At 31.0% G+C, this 26,685-nt stretch carries 22 protein-coding genes, 1 riboswitch and 1 other annotated feature (1 of these 24 running past the window's edge); of the genes, 5 read left to right on the forward strand and 17 right to left on the reverse strand.

The window, feature by feature from the left end:
- Nucleotides 1-55: 55 nt before the first annotated feature.
- The 8 genes from AC0N0V_RS12890 to rpsF all read right to left on the reverse strand — a co-directional run bounded on the left by AC0N0V_RS12890 (nt 56) and on the right by rpsF (nt 6,977).
- The gene (locus tag AC0N0V_RS12890; RefSeq protein ID WP_474458346.1) at nt 56-805 is read right to left on the reverse strand and encodes an ABC transporter permease; all 750 of its coding nucleotides are present in this window, start codon (nt 803-805) and stop codon (nt 56-58) included.
- Entirely contained in the window at nt 798-1,718 is a 921-nt protein-coding gene (locus AC0N0V_RS12895) for an ATP-binding cassette domain-containing protein (RefSeq protein WP_474458347.1), read from the reverse strand. The genes AC0N0V_RS12890 and AC0N0V_RS12895 overlap by 8 nt, the downstream gene beginning before the upstream one ends.
- A 246-nt stretch (nt 1,719-1,964) precedes the next feature.
- The gene (locus AC0N0V_RS12900) at nt 1,965-2,894 is read right to left on the reverse strand and encodes a sensor histidine kinase (RefSeq protein ID WP_474458348.1); all 930 of its coding nucleotides are present in this window, start codon (nt 2,892-2,894) and stop codon (nt 1,965-1,967) included.
- Nucleotides 2,891-3,589 carry a response regulator transcription factor gene (locus tag AC0N0V_RS12905; RefSeq protein WP_474458350.1) on the reverse strand — a complete coding sequence of 233 codons (699 nt, stop codon included), beginning with the start codon at nt 3,587-3,589 and terminating at the stop codon, nt 2,891-2,893. The genes AC0N0V_RS12900 and AC0N0V_RS12905 overlap by 4 nt, the downstream gene beginning before the upstream one ends.
- Before the next feature lie 245 nt (nt 3,590-3,834).
- Nucleotides 3,835-5,538: a methyl-accepting chemotaxis protein gene (locus AC0N0V_RS12910; RefSeq protein ID WP_474458352.1), complete on the reverse strand. Its 1,704-nt coding sequence runs from the start codon at nt 5,536-5,538 to the stop codon at nt 3,835-3,837.
- Nucleotides 5,539-5,642: 104 nt separating this feature from the next.
- Nucleotides 5,643-5,725, reverse strand: a riboswitch (cyclic di-GMP riboswitch).
- 242 nt (nt 5,726-5,967) lie between these two features.
- The gene (rpsR, locus tag AC0N0V_RS12915) at nt 5,968-6,222 is read right to left on the reverse strand and encodes a 30S ribosomal protein S18 (protein ID WP_474458354.1); all 255 of its coding nucleotides are present in this window, start codon (nt 6,220-6,222) and stop codon (nt 5,968-5,970) included.
- Between the two features lie 20 nt (nt 6,223-6,242).
- Nucleotides 6,243-6,677, reverse strand: coding sequence for a single-stranded DNA-binding protein (locus AC0N0V_RS12920; protein ID WP_474458355.1), 435 nt, complete (start codon nt 6,675-6,677; stop codon nt 6,243-6,245).
- 12 nt (nt 6,678-6,689) lie between these two features.
- Nucleotides 6,690-6,977 (reverse strand): 30S ribosomal protein S6, encoded by a 288-nt coding sequence (gene rpsF, locus AC0N0V_RS12925; protein WP_474458357.1) that lies wholly within the window; start codon nt 6,975-6,977, stop codon nt 6,690-6,692.
- Between the two features lie 308 nt (nt 6,978-7,285).
- Between rpsF and AC0N0V_RS12930 the strand changes: the two genes are divergently transcribed.
- A complete protein-coding gene (locus AC0N0V_RS12930; protein WP_474458358.1) occupies nt 7,286-7,519 on the forward strand; it encodes a hypothetical protein in 234 nt (77 codons plus the stop codon).
- Nucleotides 7,520-7,715: 196 nt separating this feature from the next.
- Here the strand turns inward: AC0N0V_RS12930 and AC0N0V_RS12935 are convergent, their stop codons facing one another.
- Nucleotides 7,716-8,786 (reverse strand): DUF3810 domain-containing protein, encoded by a 1,071-nt coding sequence (locus tag AC0N0V_RS12935; RefSeq protein WP_474458360.1) that lies wholly within the window; start codon nt 8,784-8,786, stop codon nt 7,716-7,718.
- Nucleotides 8,787-9,206: 420 nt separating this feature from the next.
- Between AC0N0V_RS12935 and AC0N0V_RS12940 the strand changes: the two genes are divergently transcribed.
- Nucleotides 9,207-10,595, forward strand: coding sequence for an amino acid permease (locus tag AC0N0V_RS12940; protein WP_474458362.1), 1,389 nt, complete (start codon nt 9,207-9,209; stop codon nt 10,593-10,595).
- 201 nt (nt 10,596-10,796) lie between these two features.
- Nucleotides 10,797-12,023 (forward strand): IS256 family transposase, encoded by a 1,227-nt coding sequence (locus AC0N0V_RS12945; protein ID WP_474464472.1) that lies wholly within the window; start codon nt 10,797-10,799, stop codon nt 12,021-12,023.
- Nucleotides 12,024-12,257: 234 nt separating this feature from the next.
- Here the strand turns inward: AC0N0V_RS12945 and AC0N0V_RS12950 are convergent, their stop codons facing one another.
- The 8 genes from AC0N0V_RS12950 to dusA form a co-directional block, all read right to left on the reverse strand.
- A complete protein-coding gene (locus AC0N0V_RS12950) occupies nt 12,258-14,513 on the reverse strand; it encodes an MASE3 domain-containing protein (RefSeq protein ID WP_474458364.1) in 2,256 nt (751 codons plus the stop codon).
- A 331-nt stretch (nt 14,514-14,844) separates the two neighbouring features.
- The gene (locus AC0N0V_RS12955; protein WP_474458365.1) at nt 14,845-16,134 is read right to left on the reverse strand and encodes a peptidoglycan-binding domain-containing protein; all 1,290 of its coding nucleotides are present in this window, start codon (nt 16,132-16,134) and stop codon (nt 14,845-14,847) included.
- A gap of 177 nt (nt 16,135-16,311) precedes the next feature.
- Nucleotides 16,312-16,983, reverse strand: coding sequence for a response regulator (locus AC0N0V_RS12960; protein ID WP_474458367.1), 672 nt, complete (start codon nt 16,981-16,983; stop codon nt 16,312-16,314).
- On the reverse strand, nt 16,964-18,148 hold the full coding sequence (locus tag AC0N0V_RS12965; protein ID WP_474458368.1) for a sensor histidine kinase: 1,185 nt from the start codon (nt 18,146-18,148) through the stop codon (nt 16,964-16,966). Before AC0N0V_RS12965 ends, AC0N0V_RS12960 begins: the two co-directional genes overlap by 20 nt.
- A gap of 698 nt (nt 18,149-18,846) precedes the next feature.
- Nucleotides 18,847-18,996, reverse strand: coding sequence for a hypothetical protein (locus tag AC0N0V_RS12970; RefSeq protein ID WP_474458369.1), 150 nt, complete (start codon nt 18,994-18,996; stop codon nt 18,847-18,849).
- A 484-nt stretch (nt 18,997-19,480) separates the two neighbouring features.
- Nucleotides 19,481-20,773, reverse strand: a complete 1,293-nt coding sequence (hcp, locus tag AC0N0V_RS12975; RefSeq protein WP_474464528.1) for a hydroxylamine reductase — start codon at nt 20,771-20,773, stop codon at nt 19,481-19,483.
- A 482-nt stretch (nt 20,774-21,255) separates the two neighbouring features.
- The gene (locus tag AC0N0V_RS12980) at nt 21,256-21,885 is read right to left on the reverse strand and encodes an HAD family hydrolase (RefSeq protein WP_474458371.1); all 630 of its coding nucleotides are present in this window, start codon (nt 21,883-21,885) and stop codon (nt 21,256-21,258) included.
- Between the two features lie 189 nt (nt 21,886-22,074).
- On the reverse strand, nt 22,075-23,115 hold the full coding sequence (gene dusA / locus AC0N0V_RS12985) for a tRNA dihydrouridine(20/20a) synthase DusA (protein ID WP_474458372.1): 1,041 nt from the start codon (nt 23,113-23,115) through the stop codon (nt 22,075-22,077).
- A 423-nt stretch (nt 23,116-23,538) separates the two neighbouring features.
- On the opposite strand from dusA, the gene AC0N0V_RS12990 reads away from it, so the two are divergent.
- Nucleotides 23,539-24,738 (forward strand): 5-bromo-4-chloroindolyl phosphate hydrolysis family protein, encoded by a 1,200-nt coding sequence (locus AC0N0V_RS12990; protein WP_474458374.1) that lies wholly within the window; start codon nt 23,539-23,541, stop codon nt 24,736-24,738.
- Nucleotides 24,739-24,767: 29 nt separating this feature from the next.
- On the forward strand, nt 24,768-25,913 hold the full coding sequence (locus tag AC0N0V_RS12995) for a toxic anion resistance protein (protein WP_474458375.1): 1,146 nt from the start codon (nt 24,768-24,770) through the stop codon (nt 25,911-25,913).
- Nucleotides 25,914-26,457: 544 nt separating this feature from the next.
- Nucleotides 26,458-26,685 (reverse strand) — a binding site (T-box leader) (it continues 32 nt past the right edge of the window).

A 26,685-nucleotide genomic window follows, 5' to 3' on the forward strand; every position in this document is an offset into this window, starting at 1 on the left:
ATTTTTAAAGAGCTTGGTATTGATAACTAACACCAAGCTCTTTTTCTTTTTTTAGTTAAGCTATATCTGCCTTTTTATAATATAATACACATAAAGCTATTCCTACTGCAAAAGTAATTACCCCTGCTAAAATACTTACTTGTGGAATAATAACCATACTAGCAGTTATTGGTTCTGTACTATTGTATTTATCAAGGGGTACCACTGGAATCATAGTTAAAGTTGATGGTATAACAAAGAAATATTCGTTGTCTAAATTAAATGCAACTACGTCTAATATCCAAAGAGAAACACCATATATAATTGGGACTATTAAATTTCTACTTAAAGATGCGATAAGTACAGTAATAGGTACTAGAGCTGATTGAAACATTATTATATAGAAATTTACTTTTAAGTAAGTGAAAATTATATTATTAGTTAAGTTTTCATGAGGTACAGTTAACCCTAAAACTATAGTTAAACAAAACTTAAATATATAAACTGCAGCTATAATAATTATAGTTACAATAATTTTACTCATAAATATTTTAGTTCTAGTTGTAGGATATGAGTACAACTCTCTGGCCGTATTATCTGTAAATTCTCTTGAAACTAAAGATGCTGCTACAACTACAAATACAAGAATAAAAGTAAAAGATGAGCTTATCTGCTCTCTAAACATATATTTATTCCAGTTTAGAATAATTCCATTATTTTCTTGAACCAAAAACAGTAACGGAAAGATAGCACATACTCCAAGCAATGTTGGAAAAAACCTTAGTCTTTTAATCTTTAAAAATTCACAATATATCATATTAAGCATTTTTAACCCCTCCAGTAAGTTTTACAAAATAATCTTCAAGAGTATCCACCTTAACATTTAATTCTTCTACATCAACATTATTATTTATTAAAACCTTTGATATTTCAGACGTCTTATCTAATTTTTCATAGACCCTTATAATATTTCCTTCCGATATTTTATAATCAAATATACCCAACTCTTTTTCTAAAATAACAGCTGCCTTTTTATCATCCTTTACTCTTATATTTACATAATGCCTATTTCTCTTTTGCATTTCTGAATACTCTATTTCTTCCAGCAGTTCACCTCTATGGATTATTCCAATCTTTGTTGCTAGCTGTTGAATTTCTCCTAATATATGACTAGATATAAGAATAGTTATCTCTCTCTTTTTACATAGATCAATTAATGTTTCTCTAATGGATTTTATCCCCAGAGGATCTAGTCCATTTGTTGGTTCATCTAATATAATAAACTCTGGTTTGTGAAGTATAGCTCTAGCGAGTCCTAATCGCTGCTTCATTCCTAGTGAAAACTTCTTTATGGTTTTCTTTTTTATTTCCTTTAGATCTAATCCAACAATATCTAAAGCCTCTTTTATATATTCCTTATTTTCTATACCCATCATTCTTCTGTGTATCTCTAAATTTTCTTCTGCTGTAAGATTAGGATAAAACCCAGGTGTTTCTATTATAGCTCCAATCTTCCCATAAATATCTCTTGGAAAATGGCTTTCACCGAACAACTCAAACTCTCCCTTTGAAGAATTTATAAGTCTCATTACCATTTTTAAAGTAGTAGTTTTTCCTGCTCCATTTTCACCCAAAAATCCGTATATTTCACCTTTATTTATCGTCATATTTAAGTTATCTACAACATTAATATTTTTATAGGTTTTAGTTAAATTATAAGTTTTTAATATATGCTCCACGTCTTCGTTACCTCCAAATTAAATTTTAATAAGCAAAAGGACTATACTCTTAATATAAAGCATAATCCTTACAATCCATTTACTGATTTCTTACAAATTTCTTAAATACAACTAAGCAAATCCGCCTCAAATCCAAACCTAGACTTATCCCCCCGGAATATATTATTAACTTTCTTAGATGCCGAGCCTTACAGATAACTAAAGATTATTAATAGATGGGAAGATATGCCCATATTAATACTGATCTTAAGTCACTACTTTATTGGTTTTATCTATAGGCAGCGAAAAAGAAAAGGTCGTCTTTTGGTACGGTATACTAGTTACTTCAATTTCACCATTTTGTTTTTCTACTAGTTTCTTAACTATAGTAAGTCCTATTCCACTGCCTTGTAATTTTCTATTTCTTGATTTTTCAGCAGTATATAATCTTTCAAAAACATAGTTAATATCCTCTTTAGGTATTCCCTTACCTTTATCCCAAACATTAATATACACCTTATCCTTATATTGCTTCACATCAATCCCTATAATCTTGCCATCTAAACCATACTTTAAGCTATTAGAAACCAAATTATTTAAAATCCTATTTATTGCTTTTTCATCTCCTAAAGCGTAGATATCTTTATCTGGAATATTAAATACAGGCTCTATACCATGCTGAATGAAATCACTGTAAAATAAGATTACATTTTGTCTTATTATCTCTGACAGGTTAACTCTTTTAATTTCTAGCTTTGAATCATTGGATTCAATCTTAGATAACTGAAAAAACTCTTCCATTAAATCTTTTAAATTATTACCTTTTTTCTCTATGATTTCTATATATTCTTTTTTCTCCCCTTCATTTATATTGCGATCTTTAATGAATTCTACATATCCCAGTAACGAAGTTAAAGGAGTTCTTAAATCATGTGAAATATTAGAAATCATCTTTTTTCTATCTTCTTCATAATTTTTATTTAAATTTAATACCTTTTGAAATTCATCAATAAGCATATTTAAATTAATAACCAATTTACTAACAGCCTTATTATGGTTCTGTAATCTAACTCTTTGATTAAAATTTCCTAACACAATTTCACTTATAATTTCTGATATATTAAAAAGCTTTCTGTTTTGATTAATTATAATCCCAATAAGAAATACTATTATTACAATTAAAGGAATATATATCATTTTCCATCACCTAACTTATATCCAATACCCCAAACTGTTAATATATACTTAGGTTCATTAGGGTTATCTTCTATTTTGCTCCTAAGTCTTCTTATATGAACCATTACGGTGTTATCATCTCCTATATACTCTTCTCCCCATACGCTATTAAAAATCTGAACCTTCGTAAAAACTTTATTTGGATTTTCAAAAAACAGCTTCAATATCTCCATTTCCTTAGCTGTAAGATTAATCTCTTGCTCGCCCTTTGTAACTACATATTTTTCTAAATTAAAGCTTATATTTCCTTGTACTATAATGTTTTCCTTCTTCTTTTCAGTATCAAAATACATACATCTTCTTAGCTGAGCTTTTACTCTAGCTATCAATTCAGCCACTGAAAAAGGTTTAGTCATATAATCATCTGCACCAAGCCCTAAACCTATGATTTTGTCTGTTTCCTCTCCTTTTGCTGATAGTATGAGTATAGGTACGGTACTCTTTTCTCTTATCCTTCTCATAACCTCTATACCATCAACATAAGGAAGCATTATATCCAATAATACAATATTGAACTTATTACTTTCGAATTCCTCTAATGCCTTTTTACCATCAAAAACTGAGGTAACTTCATACCCATCTCTTATCAAAGCTTTAGATATTAAACTATTAATTTCTTCATCATCTTCAACTACTAAAATTTTTATATTTTCCACAGTTATCACCTCTATGTAATTATACCATATTTGACAATTTTTAATAATATTTTACTTTTCTTTCTTGAATAAAGGAGTTAACTAAGTGCAAAGCCAAAAGCCTGAATCCAGCTTAGGATACAGGCTCATATAATATATTGTCTATTATTTTTCATTAAATTTATAGTTTCCCATCCATACAATCAGCTATGTTTATGCTTTAGCTTCTATATCTGATAAAACCTTTGGTAGCGCTACATTACACTCTACTTATCTTCATAAATTTGAAATCTATCTATATATTTTACCATTCGCTCTGTTATATCAGTTAACTGCTCAGCTGAACTTGCTATTTGTTGCGAAGAAGCACTTATCTCTTGAGAAGAGGCTGATATTTCTTCTACAGAATATAAAATATTCCCTGATGCAGAAGATATGTCTTTAGTATCTTCAATTATCTTTTGCTTTTCTTCATTAATGACAATTATGTTATTGTGTATATCACTAATTTTAGGAAAAATTCCTTCTATATAGCTTATAACTGTCTTAAGACTATCTGTAGACCTACCAAGCTTTATCATCTGATTATTAAGCTTATCGTTCATATCATCTGATGTCTCAGTAATCAAATCCCCCTCACGTAAGACAACTTCTATCAAAGAAGTTATGTTCTGTGCTGAGTTCTTTGATTGTTCTGCTAGTTTCCTTATTTCTTCTGCAACCACTGAGAATCCCTTTCCTTTTTCTCCAGCACTTGCAGCCTCAATAGCCGCGTTTAGAGCAAGTAACTCCGTTTGATCTGCAATACCATTTATGATATTGGTTATTTTACTGATTTCGTTTAAGTGTATACTAAAGCCTTTTATTTTATCTCTTACATCATCAAAAGATATATTTACATCTTTAATTGATTCTTCAAAATTGACTAAGTCCTTATCACTTTCCTGTGCTTTATTATTTATAATCTCAACCTCAGAATTTAACCTCTCAGCCAATGATGAAATTTGATTAACTTTCCCTCCGAAGTTATCTAATATATTACTTATAACTGACATTTGTTCCGACTGTACACTTAAGTTTCTTGCACCATCTTCAATGGATTCAGCAACCGATTCGGAACCAACTGCTAGTTCTTCTGATATTGCTGATAGATTTTCTGTCTGCCGACTTACTCTATTTGAGGTTACCCCTATATCTTCAATAATTTTTTTAATATCCATCCTAACTTTATCAATATATAGAGCGATATCCTCAATTTCGTCTCCACATTTAACACTTATTGGAGCTGTTAAGTCCCCTTTAGACATTCTATCAAGTCCATGTTTAATTTTACCTACATTTAATGATATTTTCTTTGATAAGTGAAAACTCATTAAGGCAGTTAAGATGGATATAATAAAAGCTGTAGCTATAAGACTTACATACATAATCTTTTTGGTATATGTATGTAGATGTACATCTATATCTGCTCCTACAATAGCTATAATCTCATCTGAAGAGTTTTTTATAGGTGCATATCCAGATATAAGTACACCATCTCTATCTTCTACAGGGTTTTTTGAATAAGTTATTTTTCCTCCAAATGCCTCAGACATTTCTTTTTCTAAATCGTACTTTTCTCCAATATCGTCACTTTCCTTTATATTTGCATCCACTAAAGTGTAAGCACTGTCATCTTCTCCCTTTCCTAAAATATACAAAAATTTTACATCTGTATCATTTTTATACGTCATGAGAGAATCCTTTATTTCTTTATATTCCTTACTGTCCATAGACTTACTTTTTATAACCTTGTCTACCTTATCACCATCAATAGAACTCACTGCTTTACTAGCACAGCTTGCCACATTTTCTTGTATCTTTAAAAATACATGCCTAAAGATAAATAAATTAGTTGTAAACAGTATAATCATTGAAATAACAAATATTAACCCTACTCTTTTTAGTATTTTAAAGCCTAACTTTCCCATAAACCTTATATGATGCAGGTAACTACATCAATATTCCCCCCTTCGAATATATAGTATTAAAAAAGGCCTGAATTTTAACAGACATTATTATGACGTCTGTGCAATAAATACAGGCCGGTTGCACCATTAACTCAAAGCTTTCAAGGTACCCATTTACAGAAAGCTCTTCATCGTTTCCATATAATTTAATTTTAAGTAATATAAACCATAAACATATTACCATATAAGGCTTTAATTTTCAACAATTTTTGTGATTTTCAAGCATACTATCACATTATGTAATATCATTAGTTCTGCTTCTATCATAGCTCTTACTGAAACCCTTTATTTTAAATATCTACCATCATATTTCTCATGGAAAAAAGTTTTAAATTCATGCTAAATAAAAAAAGCCGAAGAATATCCAACGTATATTCTTCAGCTTTTGCTTTACTCAGTTGTAAATGGTAATAATGCTATGTTTCTTGCTCTCTTTATAGCATCAGTAACTGATCTTTGATGCTTAGCGCAAGTACCGGAAATTCTTCTTGGAAGAATCTTTCCTCTTTCAGTAACATATTTTCTTAGTTTATTTATATCTTTGTAATCTATAAATTCAACTTTATCCATGCAAAAAGCACAAACTTTTTTTCTTGCTCTTCTCATTTTAGCTGAATTTCTTCTTCCGCCTTCTCTATCTGCCATGCTTATCCCTCCTTACCTCTCTAGAATGGGATATCTCCATCATCTACTGGAGTTATATCCTGTCCATATGATGTTTCTTCATTACCAAATCTTCCAGAATGATTGTCATTGAATGATGGTGCTGCAGACTTATTCTCACTTCCCCATTCAAGGAACTGAACTTCTTCTGCAATAACCTCAGTGACATATCTTTTGCTACCGTCTTTGGCATCATAACTTCTTGTTTGAATTCTACCGCTAATACCTATAAGTTTTCCTTTACTCATATAGTTTGCTGTAGATTCAGCCTGTTTTCCCCATACTACTATAGGAATAAAGTCGGCTTCTTTTTGTCCGTCTTTAGAAAATTTTCTATCAACGGCAATTGTAAAGGTGGCAACAGCTGTACCAGACCCTGGAGTAAATTTTAACTCTGGATCCTTGGTTAATCTTCCAATTAGAACAACTTTATTCAATTAAAACACCACCTAATTTTCATTCTTAACTATTATGTGTCTTACAACAGCATCTGATATTCTGAAAACTCTGTCTAACTCTTTTGGTAATTCAGGGTTAGCAGTAAAGTTTACTAGAGTGTAATATCCTTCGTTAACTTTGTTTATTTCATAAGCAAGTTTTCTCTTACCCCAAAAATCAACGTTTTCGATTACTCCTCCACCATTTTCTATTACGCCCTTAAATTTTTCAACGCTAGCTTTAAAAGCTTCTTCGTCTAATGAAGGGTGTAATATGAATATAGTTTCATACTTTCTCATTAGATTTCACCTCCTCCCCTTGGACTGACGGCTGTGATTTTTCACAGCAGGGACTACAATTCTGTATTTTATCACGAATTAAGTGAAAAAACAACATATTTTTTCTAAATCTAGTCCGTATTAACATAAAATAAATTTTTCAAGTGATTTTATACTAAAATCGGCGGTCAAGAGAAATATTACTATATATTTTTATATTTCATTAAATAAAATGCTTGATTATACTAACAATAATTATAGGAACTAAGAATTGTTCATAGAAGAATTTGATGCACAATTATAAAAATTAAACTTGGGAGGTGATTTTTATGGATTTAAGTACTATTAAAAAAGTTGAAGATTTAACTATTATGAGCGATGTAAATAGGCGTTTAGAACAAGGCTGGCTACTTATAGGTACATATGCTAATAATTATGACCATTTTTCTTATCCAAGCGAAAATACTTTTCACTATGTACTTGGTCTTCCTGACGGAACTGAATATTTAGAAACTCCTCTAGATACTAACTATGATGATCCGGATAAACTGACTACTTTATAATATCAAACTAAGAATGATCCTATAACATTAAGTATTGACTCAAGATACTGCAAAGCAGATTTTGTCAGCATCCCGAAAACAAATTGTTAACGATTTGTTTTTGTTCTTGTAAATATTTTCATAAAGATCTTTCTATTAAAGATTTTTAATTGTAAATAAAAAGGTCCACTAGCATTGAATTTGCTAATAGACCTTTTTACTTTCTATATTCAGCTAGCAGTAAATCAACCATTTTTCCATAACTCTCTACTCCCTCTTCTTCACCATTAGATTTCAAATAACTATTGTTAACATTATTAGCAGACTCTTGAACCTTACCTTCATACCGGGACCAAAAATTATCATTATATACAAGATCTCGTTTTACTCCCTTGGAATATTTTTCGGTCAATTGCTTATATTCTTCTATATTCTTTTCAGCCAAGGCATTCATAGAATTAATAAGTGCAAGTATTAATCCTGAATATTGAAAGTCCACATCTGGATGCATTGTACAGGCTAAATAAGCAATATAATTAGCTTCATCTTCCCTGGCAAAACCTCTTTGATGCGCCATTTCATGGGCTGCGGTAAACGCAATATCAAAATCTGGTATGTTAGTATTAACATTAGGCTCCCCTGTATAAGGCATATAAATGCCTGTAATTCCTGTATAACTCATTTTTTTAGATAGTAATATTGGTTTTGGCGGCCCGTATTTACCACTTAGCTCTGGATAAATCGCAGAAGCTTTTTCATATCCTTTGATGGCACGCTGTAGAGTATCTCTATATCCACCAGGAATTGTCATTACTCCTTGAGAATTTTCTTTTACTTTTTCTCTTAAAATATTAGTTCTTTTTATAAGACTATCACATAAATTATAAAGTTCTTTTTCTGAGGACTTCTGTATCTTAAGTCCTGCTATTTTATCAAAGGGTAATCTATTATAGTTAAAACCCCATAATAGCATAAATAGAACATATAAGGATGCTAAATACAATGTAACGTTTATCGATTGCTCAAAAAAACCACCTTTTTTAATTTTAATAATAAGTGTTATTAAGAGCATCAGCAAAACAATTAGGAGAAAAAACACTAAAAATTCAGCTACAGAAAATGGAAAAATACTTGTAATAAAACTTAGTGATTGTCTTGTTACCTTATTGAGAGAATTAGAATAATACTTTTCAATAATCTCTGGATGCCCTCTAACCATAGTATTAAACACTATAGTTAGATAGGCAAATATTATTATAATGATTTTTACTTTCCCTTTATTCTTCATAATTTAAAACCTCATAAACTGTTACAAATTTAAAAACACAATTACAATGTACCATATATATTATAATTATGTTTCTTGCAATCTAACTTTATTCTACTTTATTTGCGTAACAGTCATTATACTATTCTCCAACCTCACATAATTCATGTGAATTTCTATTTATTATTAAGTGACTATTAACATTTTAATAAAATATCATTAAAAATAATATTTGAATTATTAAATAATTAACAGATATTTAATTAGTTGTATTTTTATGGAAATGATAGTATAATCTTTATATAAGTTAGAATTTTCTTGAATTTGAATTATGATTTCAGGAGGTGTTGCAAAACCTTAAAAACATCTTGAAATTGAGCAGCATAAGACTATTCTATTAAAAGACGTAAAGTAAAATCAAATTTATTAAGGGGGGTTAAAATGAGCGATAATAATGGTACTCCGAAACATGAAGAGCTCGAGCGTGGTCTTGAGGAAAGACATATTCAGTTAATTGCTATTGGAGGAACAATCGGCGTAGGCTTATTCTTAGGATCAGCAACAGCTATTAAAATGGCTGGTCCAGGTTTACTTTTATCTTATGCACTTGGTGGTATTGTAATATTTTTTATTATGCGTGCTTTAGGCGAGGTTGCCGTTGAAGAACCTGTTGCAGGTTCATTTAGTGCTTATGCCAATAAGTACATCAGTCCTTTCTTTGGGTATTTGACTGGATGGTCCTACTGGCTTATGTGGGTTACTATTTGTATGGCAGAAATAACAGCTATTGGTGTTTACGTTCACTTCTGGGTGCCAACATTCCCTGCATGGTTGTCTGCCTTGATAGCAATTGGTGCAATGACTATAGTAAACATGATTGCTGTTAAACTATATGGTGAATTTGAATTCTGGTTTGCAATTATTAAGGTTGTTACTATAATAGTTATGATTATAGTAGGTATACTTTTAATCGTTTTCGGAATTGGTAATGGAGGCAAACCAATAGGTATTTCAAATCTTTGGACTAATGGTGGATTCCTTCCATTTGGCTTAGGAGGAGCTGCTAAGGCTCTAGTAATGGTTACATTTGCATTCTTAGGTGTTGAACTTATTGGTATAACAGCAGGTGAAGCAAAGAATCCTGATAAAGTTATTCCATCAGCTATAAATAAGGTTTTCTATAGAATCTTAATATTCTATTTAGGAGCATTATTTGTAGTTATGTCACTTTATCCATGGAATCAATTAGGAACAATAGGAAGTCCGTTTGTTATGACATTCAGCAGATTAGGTATAGTGGCAGCAGCTGGTATTATAAATTTCGTTGTGCTAACAGCAGCAGCATCTTCATGTAACTCTGGAATATATACTTCAAGCCGTATGCTCTACAATCTATCTTTACAAGGGGTAGCACCAAAATCTTTCTCTAAGATTAGTAAATCAGGGGTTCCTTTTAATGCCCTCTGGACCTCATCAGCTTGCATGTTAGTGGGAGTTGCTCTTAACTTCTTGCTTCCAGCAAAAGCATTTGGTATTGTTACTAGCGTTTCAACAGCTATAGGAATATTCGCATGGGCTGTTATAATATTTGTTCAGATGAAATATAGAAAAATCATTGGTGTTGAAAGAGTAAAGAAACTAAAATTCCCTATGCCATTTTATCCATATGGAAACTATATATGTCTAGCATTTATACTATTCGTTGTTATAGTAATGTGCTCATCTATTGATAATTTGATATGCTTGATAGTTGGAGTAGTATGGCTAGCTTTACTAACTATAGCATACTTTGCGTTTGGTTTAAAAAATAAAATTAAATCCCTTGATTAATTAAATTTTGAAAAAGGATATTTTCTAGCATGAAGAGAGCCCCGTTAAGTAGAAACAGTGTAGAATACTGTTATAAAATCTACTTAGCGGGGAGCATACATAGATTTGTGTAAATCAAATCTATGTATGCTTTTTTTATGTATGTATAGCTGGTATTTATGGGAATAATAACCACAATGGTTTATGAAGGGAGAAAAAGAAATGAAACAATTACAAATACCAGATATAGATTTAAATAAAGAACTAAATAAATGTAAGAGTATGGAGGATTTAGTTGGAAAGAATGGGCTAATGCAACGGTTATTTGGCAACATAATTCAGCAATTCTTAGAGGCTGAGATGGAAGAACATCTCGGTAGAGAGAAGTATGAGAGAGAGAACAATGATAATAAGAACTACAGAAATGGCTATAGTAAGAAGAATATTAGAACCAGCTTCGGAGAAGTTGATGTAAGTGTGCCAAGAGACCGAAAATCAGAATTTGAGCCTAGGATTGTGAAGAAATATGAAACAGTTTGTAATGAGCTTGATAAAAAGGTTATAGGTCTATATGCAAGAGGCATGTCTGTGGACGATATTAAATCAGAAATTGATGAACTTTATGGAGTTGATATATCTCCTACGATGATTTCAAAAATAACAGATAAGGTTATCGAAACGGCTATCGCCTGGCAAAATAGGTCGTTAGACCTTGTATACCCTATAGTTTATATGGATGCTATTCATTTTAAGGTTAAAGAAGAACATAGGATTGTAAGTAAGGCTGCATACATTTGTATGGCTTTAGATACTAAGGGTTATAAGGATATACTTGGTATTTGGATTGGAGAACAGGAAGGAGCTAAGTTCTGGTTATCAGTTTGTAACGACCTTAAAAATAGAGGGGTAAGGGATATACTAATTGCCTGTATGGATGGTCTTAAAGGTTTGCCTGATGCTATAAAAGCTGTGTTCCCTAATGTAAGTATACAAAACTGCATAATACACCAGATTAGAAATTCTATAAGATATGTAGCTTCAAAGGACAGTAAGGCTTTTATGAAGGATTTAAAATCTGTATATCAAGCAACAAGTGAGCAAATAGCTCTAAATTCCCTTCAAACTTTGGAAGACACTTGGGGAGAAAAGTATTCAATAGTTATACAGTCTTGGAAGAATAACTGGGAGAACTTATCTACATATTTTGCTTTTCCACCAGAGATTAGAAGAATAATATATACTACAAATGCTTTAGAGGGATTCAACAGGCAGCTAAGAAAATTTACTAAGATTAGAACATCATTCCCTACGGATGATTCATTGATGAAAGCTCTATATTTAGCTACAGAGCAGATTATGAGAAAATGGACTTCGCCGAGTCAGAACTGGTTCTTAACATTAGCTCAACTTAGTATAATGTTTGAAGATAGGCTTGAACAATATATCTAAAAAGCTACGCTTGTACTTTTTTGAATAAAAGAGAATAATAATGAAAAAATTACAAACAATACTAACAGATAAAAGCTATACTACGACATTATCTAGTATTACCACAAAAAGTAAAAATTACTACAGGAATTTTTTCCTATAGTAATTTCCAATTAAGTTAGACCTCATCTATATAATTTTACACAAACCTATGAACGTTCTCACTTAGCGGGGCGATTTTTATTTCATCCTCTACTATACTACTTCCTCTAATCCATCATCTTCGAGGCAAGGTAAAATCAATGCAAAGGTTGTACCTACACCTACCTCACTTGTCACTTCTATTCTACCATTATGTTCTTTAATTATATTGTAGCATACGCTAAGTCCTAGGCCAGTGCCGTTACTTTTAGTTGTAAAAAATGGTGTCCCAATTTTCTTTAAATCTTCATTAGATATACCTTTTCCATTGTCGCTTATCTTGATAAACATTTCATTATAGGCCTCATTGTAACCTGTTTCTATATCAAGCTTCCCATCTACCTTTTGACACATAGCATCTACTGCATTTTTACAGATGTTCAATATAACCTGTTTTAATTGTCCTTCATCACACAATAAATATCGCTCTTCTTTTGATAACCTTACATTTACATTTACGCCTTTTACAAGAGAGGTTGTTTCCACCATACTCTTAACAGATTGGAATATATCAATCATAGAAACTTCAATTAGTTCTGTTTTCCGCGGCTTTGAGAGAAATAAAAATTCACTTATTATCTTATTAATTTCATCAACCTCATCGTTGATTTTTACTGCATGCCTTTGTACATCTTCATTACAGTCAAGTAAGTTTATTAACTGACAGCGACCTTTTATAGTGGTGAGATAATTTCTTGTTTCGTGGACTATAGCTGCTCCCATCTGACCTAAGAGTGCTAGTTTTTCCTGCTGCATCAGTTTTTCCTGCTGTTTCTTAAGTTCTGTTGCATCATTACTTACGCTTATTCCACCAATTATCTCCCCATAAACATTTTTAATAGAAGATATATAAATCATAAGCTCTTTTTTATTTCCTTTAGGAGTAGTTAATGATGCCTCAAAAAATTGGTTATCCTTGTTGCCGCTTAGAGCCAAATCTGGAAGCTCTTTGGCCTCAAAATCAATTAAGTTATTCAGTTCGTCTACATTCATTCCTATAACAGTTTCCTTGTCCATTTCAAAAACTTCAGCAAGTGCATTATTGCATAAAACTACCTTCCTATTCGTATCTATCATAAGTACGCAATTGCTTACAGCATTAAATATAGTCTCCGTTTGAATATGGAGATTTTGGAGCTCTTGTTCCTCTTTTGCCTCTCTCATTATTGAAAAAACGCTATCTCTTATTTTCCATGTATTTATGAATAATTTTTTATACTCTCCATTTGTCATTTTATAAGTTCTGATATTACTGATAACCTTTCCTTCGCTCTCTAGAGCTAAATCAGAAAGAACACGCTCTTCTTTCTCAACCCGAGGAAATTTCTCTAACATATCCAAAGTTGTTAGCCCTATCAGCTCATCTCTGCTACAACTAAAAAGCTCCTCAAATTTTTTGTTTACGTATTCTACTCTAGTATTTAAATCATACTTAAATACTGCCATCGGCAGAGTATCTAATACATCATTTAGAGTTTCACTTAGAGAATCTAGCCTTTTATGTTCAATTTCCAATCTCTCATAAGGATAGATTACGGTACTTATGTAGATACCCTTTAGAAGAAAAACGTATGAAATAATCTTTAATACATGTCCTATTGTCCATGACATTGAATAAACTGAACTATACAAAGTGAAGCACAGCTCTGAAGATATGCTAAGCAGTATAGAAATAAAAATATATTTATAATTTATTATTCCTTTGTCATTTACCTTATTCTTTAACTTGCATAAGCCTATAAGGTAAATAAAAATAATTAAATACTCTAGAGCTACTTTTGTCGGAGTAACTCCTTGCTCATTCAACAATACTGGCAAATAATCATGATAGGTCTTACTAAGATATGATATGCCAAAAGTAACTGTTAGAATAATAAGCAGACTTATCACCTTGCCTAATTTTAGTTTTGTTGTTCGTATCGAAATATACAATACTACAGCCTCAAATAATCTTCCTAATATCCAATATATTGTTGATAAGTCAAAATGTGTACCATAAGATATATCTAATTTCAGAAAATAAAAGGTGTGAAGTATATCAAATATTCCAACTGTCAGATATCCAAGGCCTAATATACAGTTGCTTGGCACGTTACGGTTATAAGTAAGCCAAACAGCTATAAATATCGATAACGCTGTAAATACACATATTAGCTCTAAAACCGTATGGTAAACTTCTAGATATTTAATCCAACTATTATGAAAAACTTGAGCGAAAATAACAGATAGAACTAGAACTGATATATACTTGATTAATAAGATTTTGATTTGTTGTTTTGAATCATCACTATAACTTTTATATGTATACACTATTAATTCCTCCTATGTAAATCCTCTTCCTCAAATTTCATATTATCATATATATTTCCATATGGCAATTTCTTGTTAGAGCGTGCTAACAATAGCAATCTAGCGTTTTTATTTAAGGATAATTCCTATCTAGAATATTGCATTTGTAAAACTTATGAGCAAAAATCTATCTCAAAAACCCTAACCAAATTGCAACAAAAGACCTGACTTAGCAGTTATACTGAGACAAGTCTTTTGTTGCATTTTAAATAAATTTAAAAATGACCTAAACCATGATATAGTCAATTTATTTTTCATGATATGGTAAAATTAACCTTTTTGACGTTGATTTTTAAAATACTTTTATAGCTGTTTTATGCGGTATTCCACTTAAAAATTTAGCACTTTCATCTAAAACTCTTAAGCCATATCCTGATTCTTTTTCAGCAGAATAGAAAACATTTAAACCATCGATTTGAGTAAAGTTTCTCATTTCCACCTCATTAAACTTTGCTTTTTTACCTTGAAGTCCAGATTTGTATTCTCCTTTAGTAACTTTTCCCGAAAGAATATCAAAACACTTAATCTCTTTCCATTCGTCATTTATTTCTTGATAAACTCTACCTATGTGATCTGAAGAACTTATTAATACGTAATAATCAGTATCAGATTTAAATTCTGCTGTTTCATCAATCTTTACTTTGTCATCTTTACATAGTCTATTTGCTAAATTTATATCGGCCTTACCACTTATAGATAAATTATTTTCTTTTTGAAATTGTTTTATCGCTGATATAGTATCATAGCTATTTAAATTTCCATCTACTTTTAGGTTATAACCTAAAGAGATAAGTTTTTTTTGAATATCTAAAGGTATTGGACTAAATCCATTATTATCATCTACAGAAGCAGAATAATTGTTATTAACATAATTCAGCAAAGCTTCAGCAGTTCTAGGCCCAAAAACTCCGTCAGCACCTACCCCTACCTTTTTTTGTACACTTTTAATAGCATTTTCTGTACTCTTTCCATATATACCATCTTCAGCAATTTCAGCTCCAAAATATAGATTTAAGGTCTCTTGAATATTTTTAACAATAGCCCCTTTTTCATTTAACTTAATATTTACTTTAGAAAAATCATTATAATTATATGTAGTTGGTTTAGTTACTTTAGTAGTTTTTTCTTGCTGTGCATCCACAGTTTTTTTCCCTAAAGTTATTTTAGATTCTATATTTTTTTGAATACCCACAGATACTAGACTAAATTTACTATTATCTTTTAATGAAGCATTATTAACATAATCTAGTAAAGCTTTAGCTGTCTTTGGTCCAAAAACCCCATCAGCACTTATACCTAACTTTTTTTGTACACTCTTAACGGCATCTTCTGTATGCTTTCCATATATCCCGTCTTCGGAAAGTCCAGCTCCAAAGTATAAATTTAAAGCTCCCTGTATGTTTTTAACAATGACTCCTTTTCCATTTAACTTAATGGTTACTTTAGAATAATCATTATAGTTGTATGTATCTGGTTTAGATATCTTACTATCTATTACTTGCTGTGCATGTACAGTTTTGCCTCCTAAAGCTACTCCAGTTACTATAGATGCTGCTACTAATAATTTTTTTGTGCTCTTCATAAGTTGCTCCTCCTTAAAACGCATTACTCATAATATTTTTTCCGTTCGACAATTTTATCATATTATCTGTTGATTTTATTATATCCTTGTCTACTGTTAGTTTTGCAGATTGCAAAGGTCACATTTCATAAGTAAAAAAGTCACAAAAAAATAGGGACTAAAGTCCCTTAAGATTGATTATCTATATTCATTTATGTAATATTCTTCAATATTATTTTGTATTGCAAGAATTGTCGCCTGAACTCGATCACTTACATTTATCTTTTTAAAAAGATTCGTAGCATAGTTTTTAACTGTTTTTTCAGAAAGATATAGTTGTTGTCCAATTTCTTTATTACTAAGTCCTTTGGAGATTTTAATAAGCACTTCAACTTCTCTTTTTGAGAGATTATCTAAAACACTTAGCGTCTTCTCTTCTTTAATTTTTATATGTGAAAAAAGAATGGAAACTAATGATTTATCAATATATTTTTCACCATTATACACTAATCGGATTGCATTTACAATCTCTGTTCCTGCAGAATCCTTAAGCATATACCCATCTGCTCCAATTTCTATTGCTGTATTAATAGTCTTTCTATCATTTTCAACAGTTAGCATTATGACTTTAGTATTAACTCCCTGATCCCTTATATTTTTAAGAGCCTGAATACCATTCATTATGGGCATATTGCAATCTAAAAGAACAATATCTATCTGATGCTCCGTTAAAAGCTTCAGAGCCTCTTCCCCATTTTTCGCATCAAAAGCAATAACCATATCATCTTCAAAGCCTATAATTCTCTTTAAACCCTGCCTTATTATATCATGATCATCAGCAATTAATATTTTAATTACCATTTTTTTCATTCTTTATCACCTCTCGATTGATTGGAAGCTTAATGGTATAGGTGGTGCCTGTCCCCTCTGCAGATCTAATTTGAACTTCACCCTGAAGCTGATTCACTCTATCTAAAATGCTAATAAGTCCATAGGAAGATCCCTGTGTTTTTACTGTCTTTAAAGTTTCCTCTACATTAAATCCAATACCATCATCAGTTATTATTAATATTAGATATTTTGTACCGTAATCTAGCTTTACTTTTACATGCTTTGCTTTAGAGTGCTTTCTAATGTTGTTGAATATTTCCTGAATAATTCTATATACTGCAATCTGAATAATGTGTTCTATTTCTGTAGTGATAGGCTTTAATTCTAATTTTATATCAATACCTAATTCTTGAGAAATAGCATTTACAATTTGGTAAATAGTTTCACTTAACCCCAAATCATCTAAAGACATTGGTCTTAAATCAAATATAATACTTCTTACTTCCCTTAAAGCTACCTTCGCACTTTCCTTTAAATCTGCCAATTCCTTAAGTCCTTCTTGCAAATTCCTTTGAATGACCATATTACAAATATCAACCTTCATAATTACATTGGCCATATGCTGGGCAGGTCCATCATGAACATCCCTTGCAATTCTCTTTCTTTCATTTTCTTGAGCCTCTAAAACCTTTATCCCAATAAACATTTCTGAATTTTTATCTGCTCCCTCTAATACAGAAAAAATATCTCCCTCCAAACAACCAAGAGCGATACTTATTTGATTAATTATGTTTTCACCGCTCTTAATATTCGTCATTATATCTTTAAGAGCTCTTTCCAAACTATCTCTTCGTTCTCTTAATGATTTTTCTTCATTTTGCTTTGTAAGAAACTTAACTCTTATATTTGACGCTTTTTCATAGGCCTCCTTAATATCACTTTCAGTAAATTTCAAAAAATTTGCAGAGACCTCAACCAGTCTTCTTCTGCAAGCCTTATCTTGCTTTTCTAGTTCATCAACCTCATAAATAATCCTAGTAACATCATTTATAACTTCACCTAATTCAAGCATCAAGTTTTCCTGGTTCCTTCTTATATTATCCACAATATCAAGTATTTGTCCTCTGCTTGAACTTATCTTTTCTATTACATTCTTAATTATTTTATTGATTTCATTAACAGCCAAGTCCATATTGCTAATCATGCCTCCATCTTAATCAAAAATAAAACTTAAACTCAAAAAAATTTTAGATAAAAATCACTAGATTTATAATATACGAAATATTCTCAATTACATCATTCAATATTACTTTTATAATTAAGCATATAACAAAAATTAATATATTCATACTTTACCTACTAATGCTGCATCAAAAAACAAATACTTGTTGACACCAGAAAGAATTAAATACTGAAAAAGTATCTTTTGGTTAAATAAATTTTGATGAGAGATCTACAAAAGGAGGTTCTTTATATTTTACCAATAATTATAATAAAGTATTTTTTAATAAATTGACAAGTATAATTTCTGGAAATGTACTAAATAAAACTATAAGGAAATATAATTCCGACTTAATATAGTCCATTCCCCAGAGTATAAGCTAAGACCACTCGTATAACAAGTATTAGTTGCACAATAAGAAGAAGGTAATTTTATTTACCTTCTCAATTCATAGAATATTTTTTCTTTTAGTATGACAATTCCATACCATTCACGCAATTAAAAGATTTCAAGACCTGTCAGAACCGACTTTAAGAGCATTTAGAGAAATTATTCCATTCATTCGCTAAAAATATTATAACTTACTTTAAGGGCAATATACAATCATTTATGCTATATTATTTTTACTAAAGAAAATATATATATCACTTATTTCCGGTGAAAAATAGCTCAAATGAGCCCTATTTCGCACTAATTATTTCATGCACCGATTTTAATACATCAGAAAAGGATAAATCTTTTTCTTCTTTTTTATGTTTCTTTTTATGCTGTTGATTTAGATTTTTATTTATTTGTACTTGTGTTATTTTTGCTATTTTACCTATCCCCATAGTTATCGCTCCCCCGATTTAACCATTTTTACATATTATACCATATATGTAAAAATAATTAAATCGTTGAATGATTTGCAAATAAACAAGCACCTGGAATTAACCAAGTGCTCTTCACGCCATATGAAAATTTATCCGATGACTACCCGCTCTAATACTCCCTCTTATCAAAGAGGGAGTAAAGTGCGGCTACGTCCCTGGATTGGTTCAACTAAGAATCAGGTGGGGTTAAAACCCCATCTGATTCAAGTTTCACTTTATATAACAATCAAGGATAGTTTAATAGGAAGAAAGTCCATCTATCATAAGTCTATAATATTTAAACATAATAGTCGGATTACGCCGTAAAAACACTATGCTTGGTTACTTTGTTTTTTAATAATATAGCTATCTAACTAATTAAATGGCAAACATCTTAAATCAATCTAAGCCAAGAATAAAAAATTATTCTTGGCTCTTTATCATTTGTAAATATAGTAAACTATTAACCCATAAATTTAGCAAGGTCAGCCTTAGCATCTCCGCTTATTAACTGAAGGTTAAAGTTATCTTGTAACACTTTTAGTACCCCAGGAGTTATAAACTTAGGTGCACTTGGTCCTACATGGATATTTTTAACTCCAAGGCTAAATAATCCAAGAAGGATAGCAACAGCTTTTTGCTCAAACCATGATAATATTATGCTTAATGGTAAGTCATTTACTGTACATCCAAAAGCTTCTGCTAAAGCTAAAGCAATTTTAACTGCTGAACCTGAGTTATTACATTGTCCAAGGTCAATATATCTTGGAATGTCTGTTCCAGGTACTGTTCCATAATCAACATCATTAAATCTGAACTTTCCGCAAGATGTTGTTAATAGTACTGCTTCCTTAGGAAGTGCTAAAGCTAAATCTCTGTAATAATCTCTTCCTTTTGTTGGAGCATCACAACCAGCTATAACAAAGAATCTCTTTATCTTGCCAGCCTTAACTGCTTCTATTATTTCTGGTGCTATGCTTAATACTGTATTATGGTGGAAACCTGTTGTAACAGTCTTATCTGAATCTTTATTAACAACTTCTAGTGATAATGCTTTTTCAATGATTGGACTAAAGTCATCATTAACTATCTTTGCAACTCCTTGAAGTCCTGCCGTTCCATAAGTCCAGAATCTGTCTCCATAAGTTCCTGTAGTTATTGGCATTAAGCAGTTTGTTGTTCCAAGTATTGCTCCTGGGAACTCTTCAAATAACTTTCTTTGGTCATACCATGCTTTACCTACGTTACCTTTTAAATGAGAGTATTTCTTAAGTTCTGGGTATCCGTGAGCTGGAATCATTTCTGAGTGAGTATATATGTTAATTCCTTTGCCTTCTGTTTGCTTTAATAGTTCTTCTAAAGCATAAAGATTGTGTCCTGTTACTAATATGCAGTGACCTTCTATTTTATCTTGGGATATTGTAACTGGAGTTGGAACACCTAGTTTTGCTGTATGTGCTCTATCAAGCACGTCCATTATTTTAACTGCAGCACTACCAACTTTTAAAGCCATTCCTACGTTTTCTTCTAAACTAAAGTTTGAGTTTGTAAGTGTTGTATATAATGCTTCATGTGTAATTTGGTTTACTTCTTCATCGTAAACTCCAAGCTCTCTTGCATGAGTTGCATAAGCAGCTACACCTTTAAGACCAAGTATCATTATATCTTGTAAGCTTGCTATATCAGGATTTTTACCACATACTCCAAATTTAGTACAACCTGTAACTGGAGTTTGCTCACATTGGTAACAAAACATTGGATTCGGCTCAACTTTCTTTACTTCTTTAACATCATTATTTGACATATATTTGTCCCCCTTAATTAATTTTTACTTATTTAATTATGATTTTATTTACTTTTAGTATTGTTACAATCTCACAATATTGTTTAGTTGTTCCTTCTCTTATTACTGTTTTCATATATAATATACCACATTATCCAAATTAACTCTGTAACATATGTTACAGATATTATCATTTATATGAAATAACCCATCTTTTCTAAAAAATAAAAGAGCATCCCATATTGGATTAGCTCTTTTAATGTTAGCAATGGACTACATACTTTCATACAACGTTACAATCAAATTATAAACCATAAAAAATATTAACAATGAGCACCTTCCGGAACTGAATTTTTCGGACGTTTATTTATCCGATGACTACCCGCTCTAATACTCCTGTTCTTTAAACAGTACGTTTCGAGCGGCTACGTCCCTGGATTGATTCAAGTTTCACTTTATAATCCTAACACCTTTAAAAGATCTTTTGGTTCATTTAAGTTATAATCCGCTTCAATTCCTGTAGTATCTGCTGCTCCCCATACCGCTAAAGCAAAATCCATTCCTGCGCCTCTGGTTGCTTTATAATCTGCTATAGTGTCACCAATATACAATGAATGCTTTGGCTCCATATTTAATATCTTAATAGCTTTTAGTAATGGTTCTGGATGTGGCTTATGATTTTCTGTATCCTCTGCTAAAACAACACTTTTCATATAATTTTGTAGACCTGTTTTAAAGAAATCTATTTCATACTGTTTTTTCATTTTCGAACTAGATATACCACAAAGTATTCCATTTTTATCTAAAGTTTCAATAACTTCATTGAAACCTTCGTATAACTTTGCTCCCTCTTCATATTCATTAACATATTTTACCCACTTAGCATAAGATGCTTCAATATCTTTAAATCCTAGTATCTCTAATGTTTTTTTACCTGTATAAGCTCTATACTTTAATAAATCATTGTATGAAATATCTTGTCCTAATTCCTCTTTAATTAGCTTTTGTAGTGGTATCACATTCATTTTTTCTGTATCTAAAATAGTTCCATCTAAATCAAAGATTATACATTTATATTTCTTCATTCTACTCCCTTTACTCCCCTAGAATTTTATTACCTTGTATCATAAAATCACGATTCAAGTATCTTTCCCGTTCAATCATCCTAAACTTTTACCTCAAACTTTCATAAGTTCACGACAAAAGCATAACAAATATTAGTTCTTAATTCAACATTTAAATAGCATTATATTATTCAAAATTTCAACCTTCAGCTATAGCTTTTCATCTAGAATCTCCTGTGGCAACATCTTTAATGCTTCACTTAATATTTGAATACCGCTTTTCTCTTTTACATATGGCGGCGTAATAAGCTGCTTCCAAATCCTGCTGCCTCTTTTCTCATAAAATAGACCTAATATATGTCTGAGCAGCACATTTGTAGGAGTACCCTTTCTTTCTTCATCCTCAACATATGGAATAAAGTTTTCTATAATTTCTCTTCTTGTAATTTTATTTTCTGTTTTATTTGGAAAGTATTTATCAACCTTTGTTAGAAAAAATGGATTTTCATATGATGCCCGTCCAATCATAACTCCATTTACATACTGTAAATGCTTTTCTATATCTTCCTCTGTTTTAATTCCTCCATTGATTATAATATTCAGGTTAGGAAATCCTTTTTTTAGCTTATAAACTTCTTCATATCTTAATGGTGGTACCTCTCTGTTTTCTTTTGGACTTAATCCTTCTAGGATAGCGATTCTCGCGTGTACTACGAAGTTTTCTACTCCTGCTTGTGAAACTATTTTTATAAAGTTTTCCATATCCTCGTATTTATCAAGGAGAGTTCGACTAAAGGAACTTGGAAGCACATTGTTCCCTTCAATCCCTATTCTATTTTTCACAGTAACAGGCTTCTTCGTAGCTTTCTTCATTGCCAAAACCATTTCGGCAACTAGTTCTGGATATGCCATCAGTACTGCTCCCATCTCATTTCCGGCTACCCTGTCAGAAGGACATCCAACATTTAAATTTATCTCATCGTAATCCCAATCTTCTGCTATTTTAACCGCCTCATAAATTTCATTTGGGTTGCAGCCGGCAATTTGAAGTGCTACTGGCTTTTCATAAGGACTAAAATCTAAAAGTCTTTTTCTATCTCCATTGATTAAACCATAAGTTGTTATCATCTCTGTATAAAGTAGAGATTCCTTAGTTATGATTCTACAAAAGTATCTAAAATGTCTATCAGTTCTGTCCACCATCGGAGCAATACTTACCGTAAAATTATGTGTTTGTTTAGAGCCATCCATTTTCCCACTCCTGTCAATATATTATTGGTTAACTTTTAACTACTACTCTACTCTCAATTTAAAATACATGTCTTTGTATCCTCTTACTTAAAATTCTTTTCAGGAAATTTTCTCAGTTAAATATATTTTATCTAAAAATATATGATGTTATTCAATCAACCTCTTAACATAGGAAATAGTAAATTCGTTGTATATATTATTTAGAATCCTTATCCTTGAAAATATTAAAAACAATCGATAATTAGCATATTTATAGAGCTAATGATTCTAGTTCCATTAGAAAAAATGTGCCTAGAAGGTGTGCTATCAAGTGTAATTAGGAATTTGTTGCAAATTGTAATTTGCACAGGAATGATATATAATAGAGCCAAAATGTTATTACAATTATACTGATTTATAAGAAAATAATTTGGAGGCATGGGTATGGGAAAAATGGATTTTTCAGATTTAGAAGACCAAATTAGAGATACATTAAAAAATACGTTCAACGTTATAGATTTTGCTAAATTAAAAGGTGATATTAATGATAAGGCTAATGACACCTTAAATGAAATAAAAACAAATTTAAAGAATAAATCACAGCATTTTAATGAAAATTTAACAAATAAAACATACAAGCGAATTAGAACTGTTACTAGTATAGCTCCAAAAGATGAAAATAAAGTACAAATGTATATTTCTCAAAAACCAGTTGGGCGAATATCAGGAATACTTTATATGACATTAGGGTTTATAAGTGGAGGAGTATTCGGTGCTCTGTTAATTGCATACTCAATATTCACTTCTTTTTTAAGTGTATTTTCAACGGCTAATTACATTACTTTGGGACTTTTGTTTTCTTTCTTTATATCAAGCATAGCTTTTGCTTTAAAAGGTGTGAATTTAAGAAAAAGGGTAAAGCGTTTTAATCAGTACGTAAAGATTCTTGATAGCAAGTACTATTGTTCCATAGAAGAATTAACTTCTTCTATTAGAAAGAAGAAAAAGTTCATTGTTAAAGATTTAAATAAAATGATTGATTTAGGAATGTTTCCCCAAGCACGTTTTGATGATAAAAAAACCTACTTTATGTTAAATAATGAAGTTTATCAGAATTATTTAGATTCACAAAAGGCCTTTAAGTATCGCAATGAGGCTGAATTAAAAATACAAGTGGAAATAAATGAAGACCTAGATAATCCAGAAAAAAAAGAATTAAGATATGTAATTGAATTGGGGAAAAGCTATATTGAACAGATAAAAAGTGCAAGTGATTCTATTAACAGAGAGGAAATTTCAACGAAATTATATAGACTCCAAAACATTGTAGACCAAATATTTAAATATCTAGAAAATAACCCTCAAAAGTTGCCTGAGGTTAATAAATTTACTAACCATTATCTTCCTATAACTTTAAAATTGGTAAATGCATATAAAGACCTCAATGATCAGCCAGTTCAGGGTGTTAACATAAAAAATGCAAAAAATGAAATCGAAAAAACTATAGATATAATTAATTTTGCTTTTGAGAAGTTAATAGATGATTTATTTGGAGAAGTTGCTTTGGATATTTCTACAGATATCTCTGTGCTTGAAACACTGTTTAAGCAAGAAGGGTTGACTAAAAATGATTTTAAAAAGTAGTATAGAGACCAACAAAGGGGGAATTGAGAATGAATAATGAATTTAAAGATGATATTAATGTGACACCAAGTCTATCCTTTGAGCCTTTTCAGGATGAGACTCCTATGGCTCCTGTAGTTGAGGAAAAGAAACAAGCAGAAGTTCTTGATGATAGTTATTTAACAGAAGATGAAAAGAAAATTGTAGACGAATTTGTAAACAAAATTGATATTACTAACTCCAATTCAATTCTACAATATGGAGTAGGTGCTCAGAAGAAAATTGCAGATTTCTCTGAAAATGCTTTAAATAATGTAAAGACTAAGGACTTAGGGGAAATAGGCGAAATGCTTACTAATGTAGTAGGTGAACTAAAGAATTTTGATGCCGCAGATGAGAAAAAAGGTTTTCTAGGTCTTTTTAAGAAAAGCACTCAAAAAATTACTCATATGAAAGCAAAATACGATAAGGTTGAAGGAAACATAAGTAAAATTTGTGCTGCCCTAGAAAAGCACCAGATACAACTTTTAAAAGATACTGCTATGCTTGATAAAATGTATGAAATAAATAAGGTATATTTTAAAGAGCTATCCATGTATATTTTAGCTGGAAGAAAGAAGCTTTCAAAGTTAGAGAAAGAGGAACTTCCTGCCTTAGTAGAAAGAGCAAAAGCTAGTGGGTTACCCGAGGATGCCCAGGCAACTAATGATTTTGTATCCCTTTGTAACCGCTTTGAGAAAAAGATTCATGATTTGGAGCTAACTAGAATGATTTCTCTTCAAATGGCTCCTCAAATTCGCTTAGTTCAAAATAATGATTCTTTAATGTCTGAGAAAATACAGTCAACCATTGTAAACACTATTCCACTTTGGAAAAGTCAAATTGTGCTAGCTCTTGGAGTTGCTCATTCTAACAATGCAGCTAAGGTTCAAAATGAGGTAACAAATATGACAAATGAGCTTCTACGTAAGAATGCAGAAACCCTTAAAATGTCAACTATAGAAACAGCTAAAGAGTCCGAACGAGGAATCGTTGATATTGATACTCTTCGCCAAACAAACGAATCGTTAATTTCAACTCTTGATGAAGTGCTTCGTATACAAACAGAAGGACGTCAAAAACGTAAAGAAGCCGAAATAGAATTACAAAACATTGAAGAACAATTAAAAAACAAACTATTAAAGCTTAGGCAATAACAAAATAGCTTATACTAAAAGTCCCTTCAGTTTCTATTGTACTGAAGGGACTTTTAAAGTGTGAAAGGCCAGATAATACTCACCAGCGCATTTGCGTTATTTAACCTCCGCCTAGATCAAAAATTTATGCACGTATTCCGAACTCGCCAGTTGAAACACTACTTTTTATTTTACTGCACAACTACTATGCCAAAAATAATAATATATTTCGCTTATTCAATAAAATCAAAAAGCTATTGTACTTTATTGCATTGAAAATTATACTTTTTCATAATTTTTTTCCTAAATACCCTCTTCTAAATCTGTCTTAACTAGTCTATCTATAAAATTTAAATTTTCTTTATCATTACACATATTTCTACCTCCTAAAGTTAATTTTTTATTAGTTGATTGTATAGTGCGCTGATAAATCTGAAGAGGTATAAACTCTTTTAAGCGAAAAAGCTTACTTGCCCCATCTAATCACATCCTTTAAATTCTTATAGGAAATTTCATTATATTTTGTTCATATAATAAAAAACTCCCGCCCCTAAGACTTAATAGTCTTAAGGACGAGAGTTAACCTTCGTGGTGCCACCTTAATTCATCAATATGTTGCCATATTAATCTTTTCGAGTACGGTATTATCATATATACTTATACTCTAGTTCTGTAACGTGAACATACGTCATAATATCACTTTCAAATAAAGATCCATATGAAGCTCCGAGGCTTGTTTCAACAAATTATTCTTTACTCCTTTTCAGCTGCCGGAGCTCTCTTTAAAAGAATC

Source organism: Clostridium sp. CS1-1, assembly GCF_056135525.1.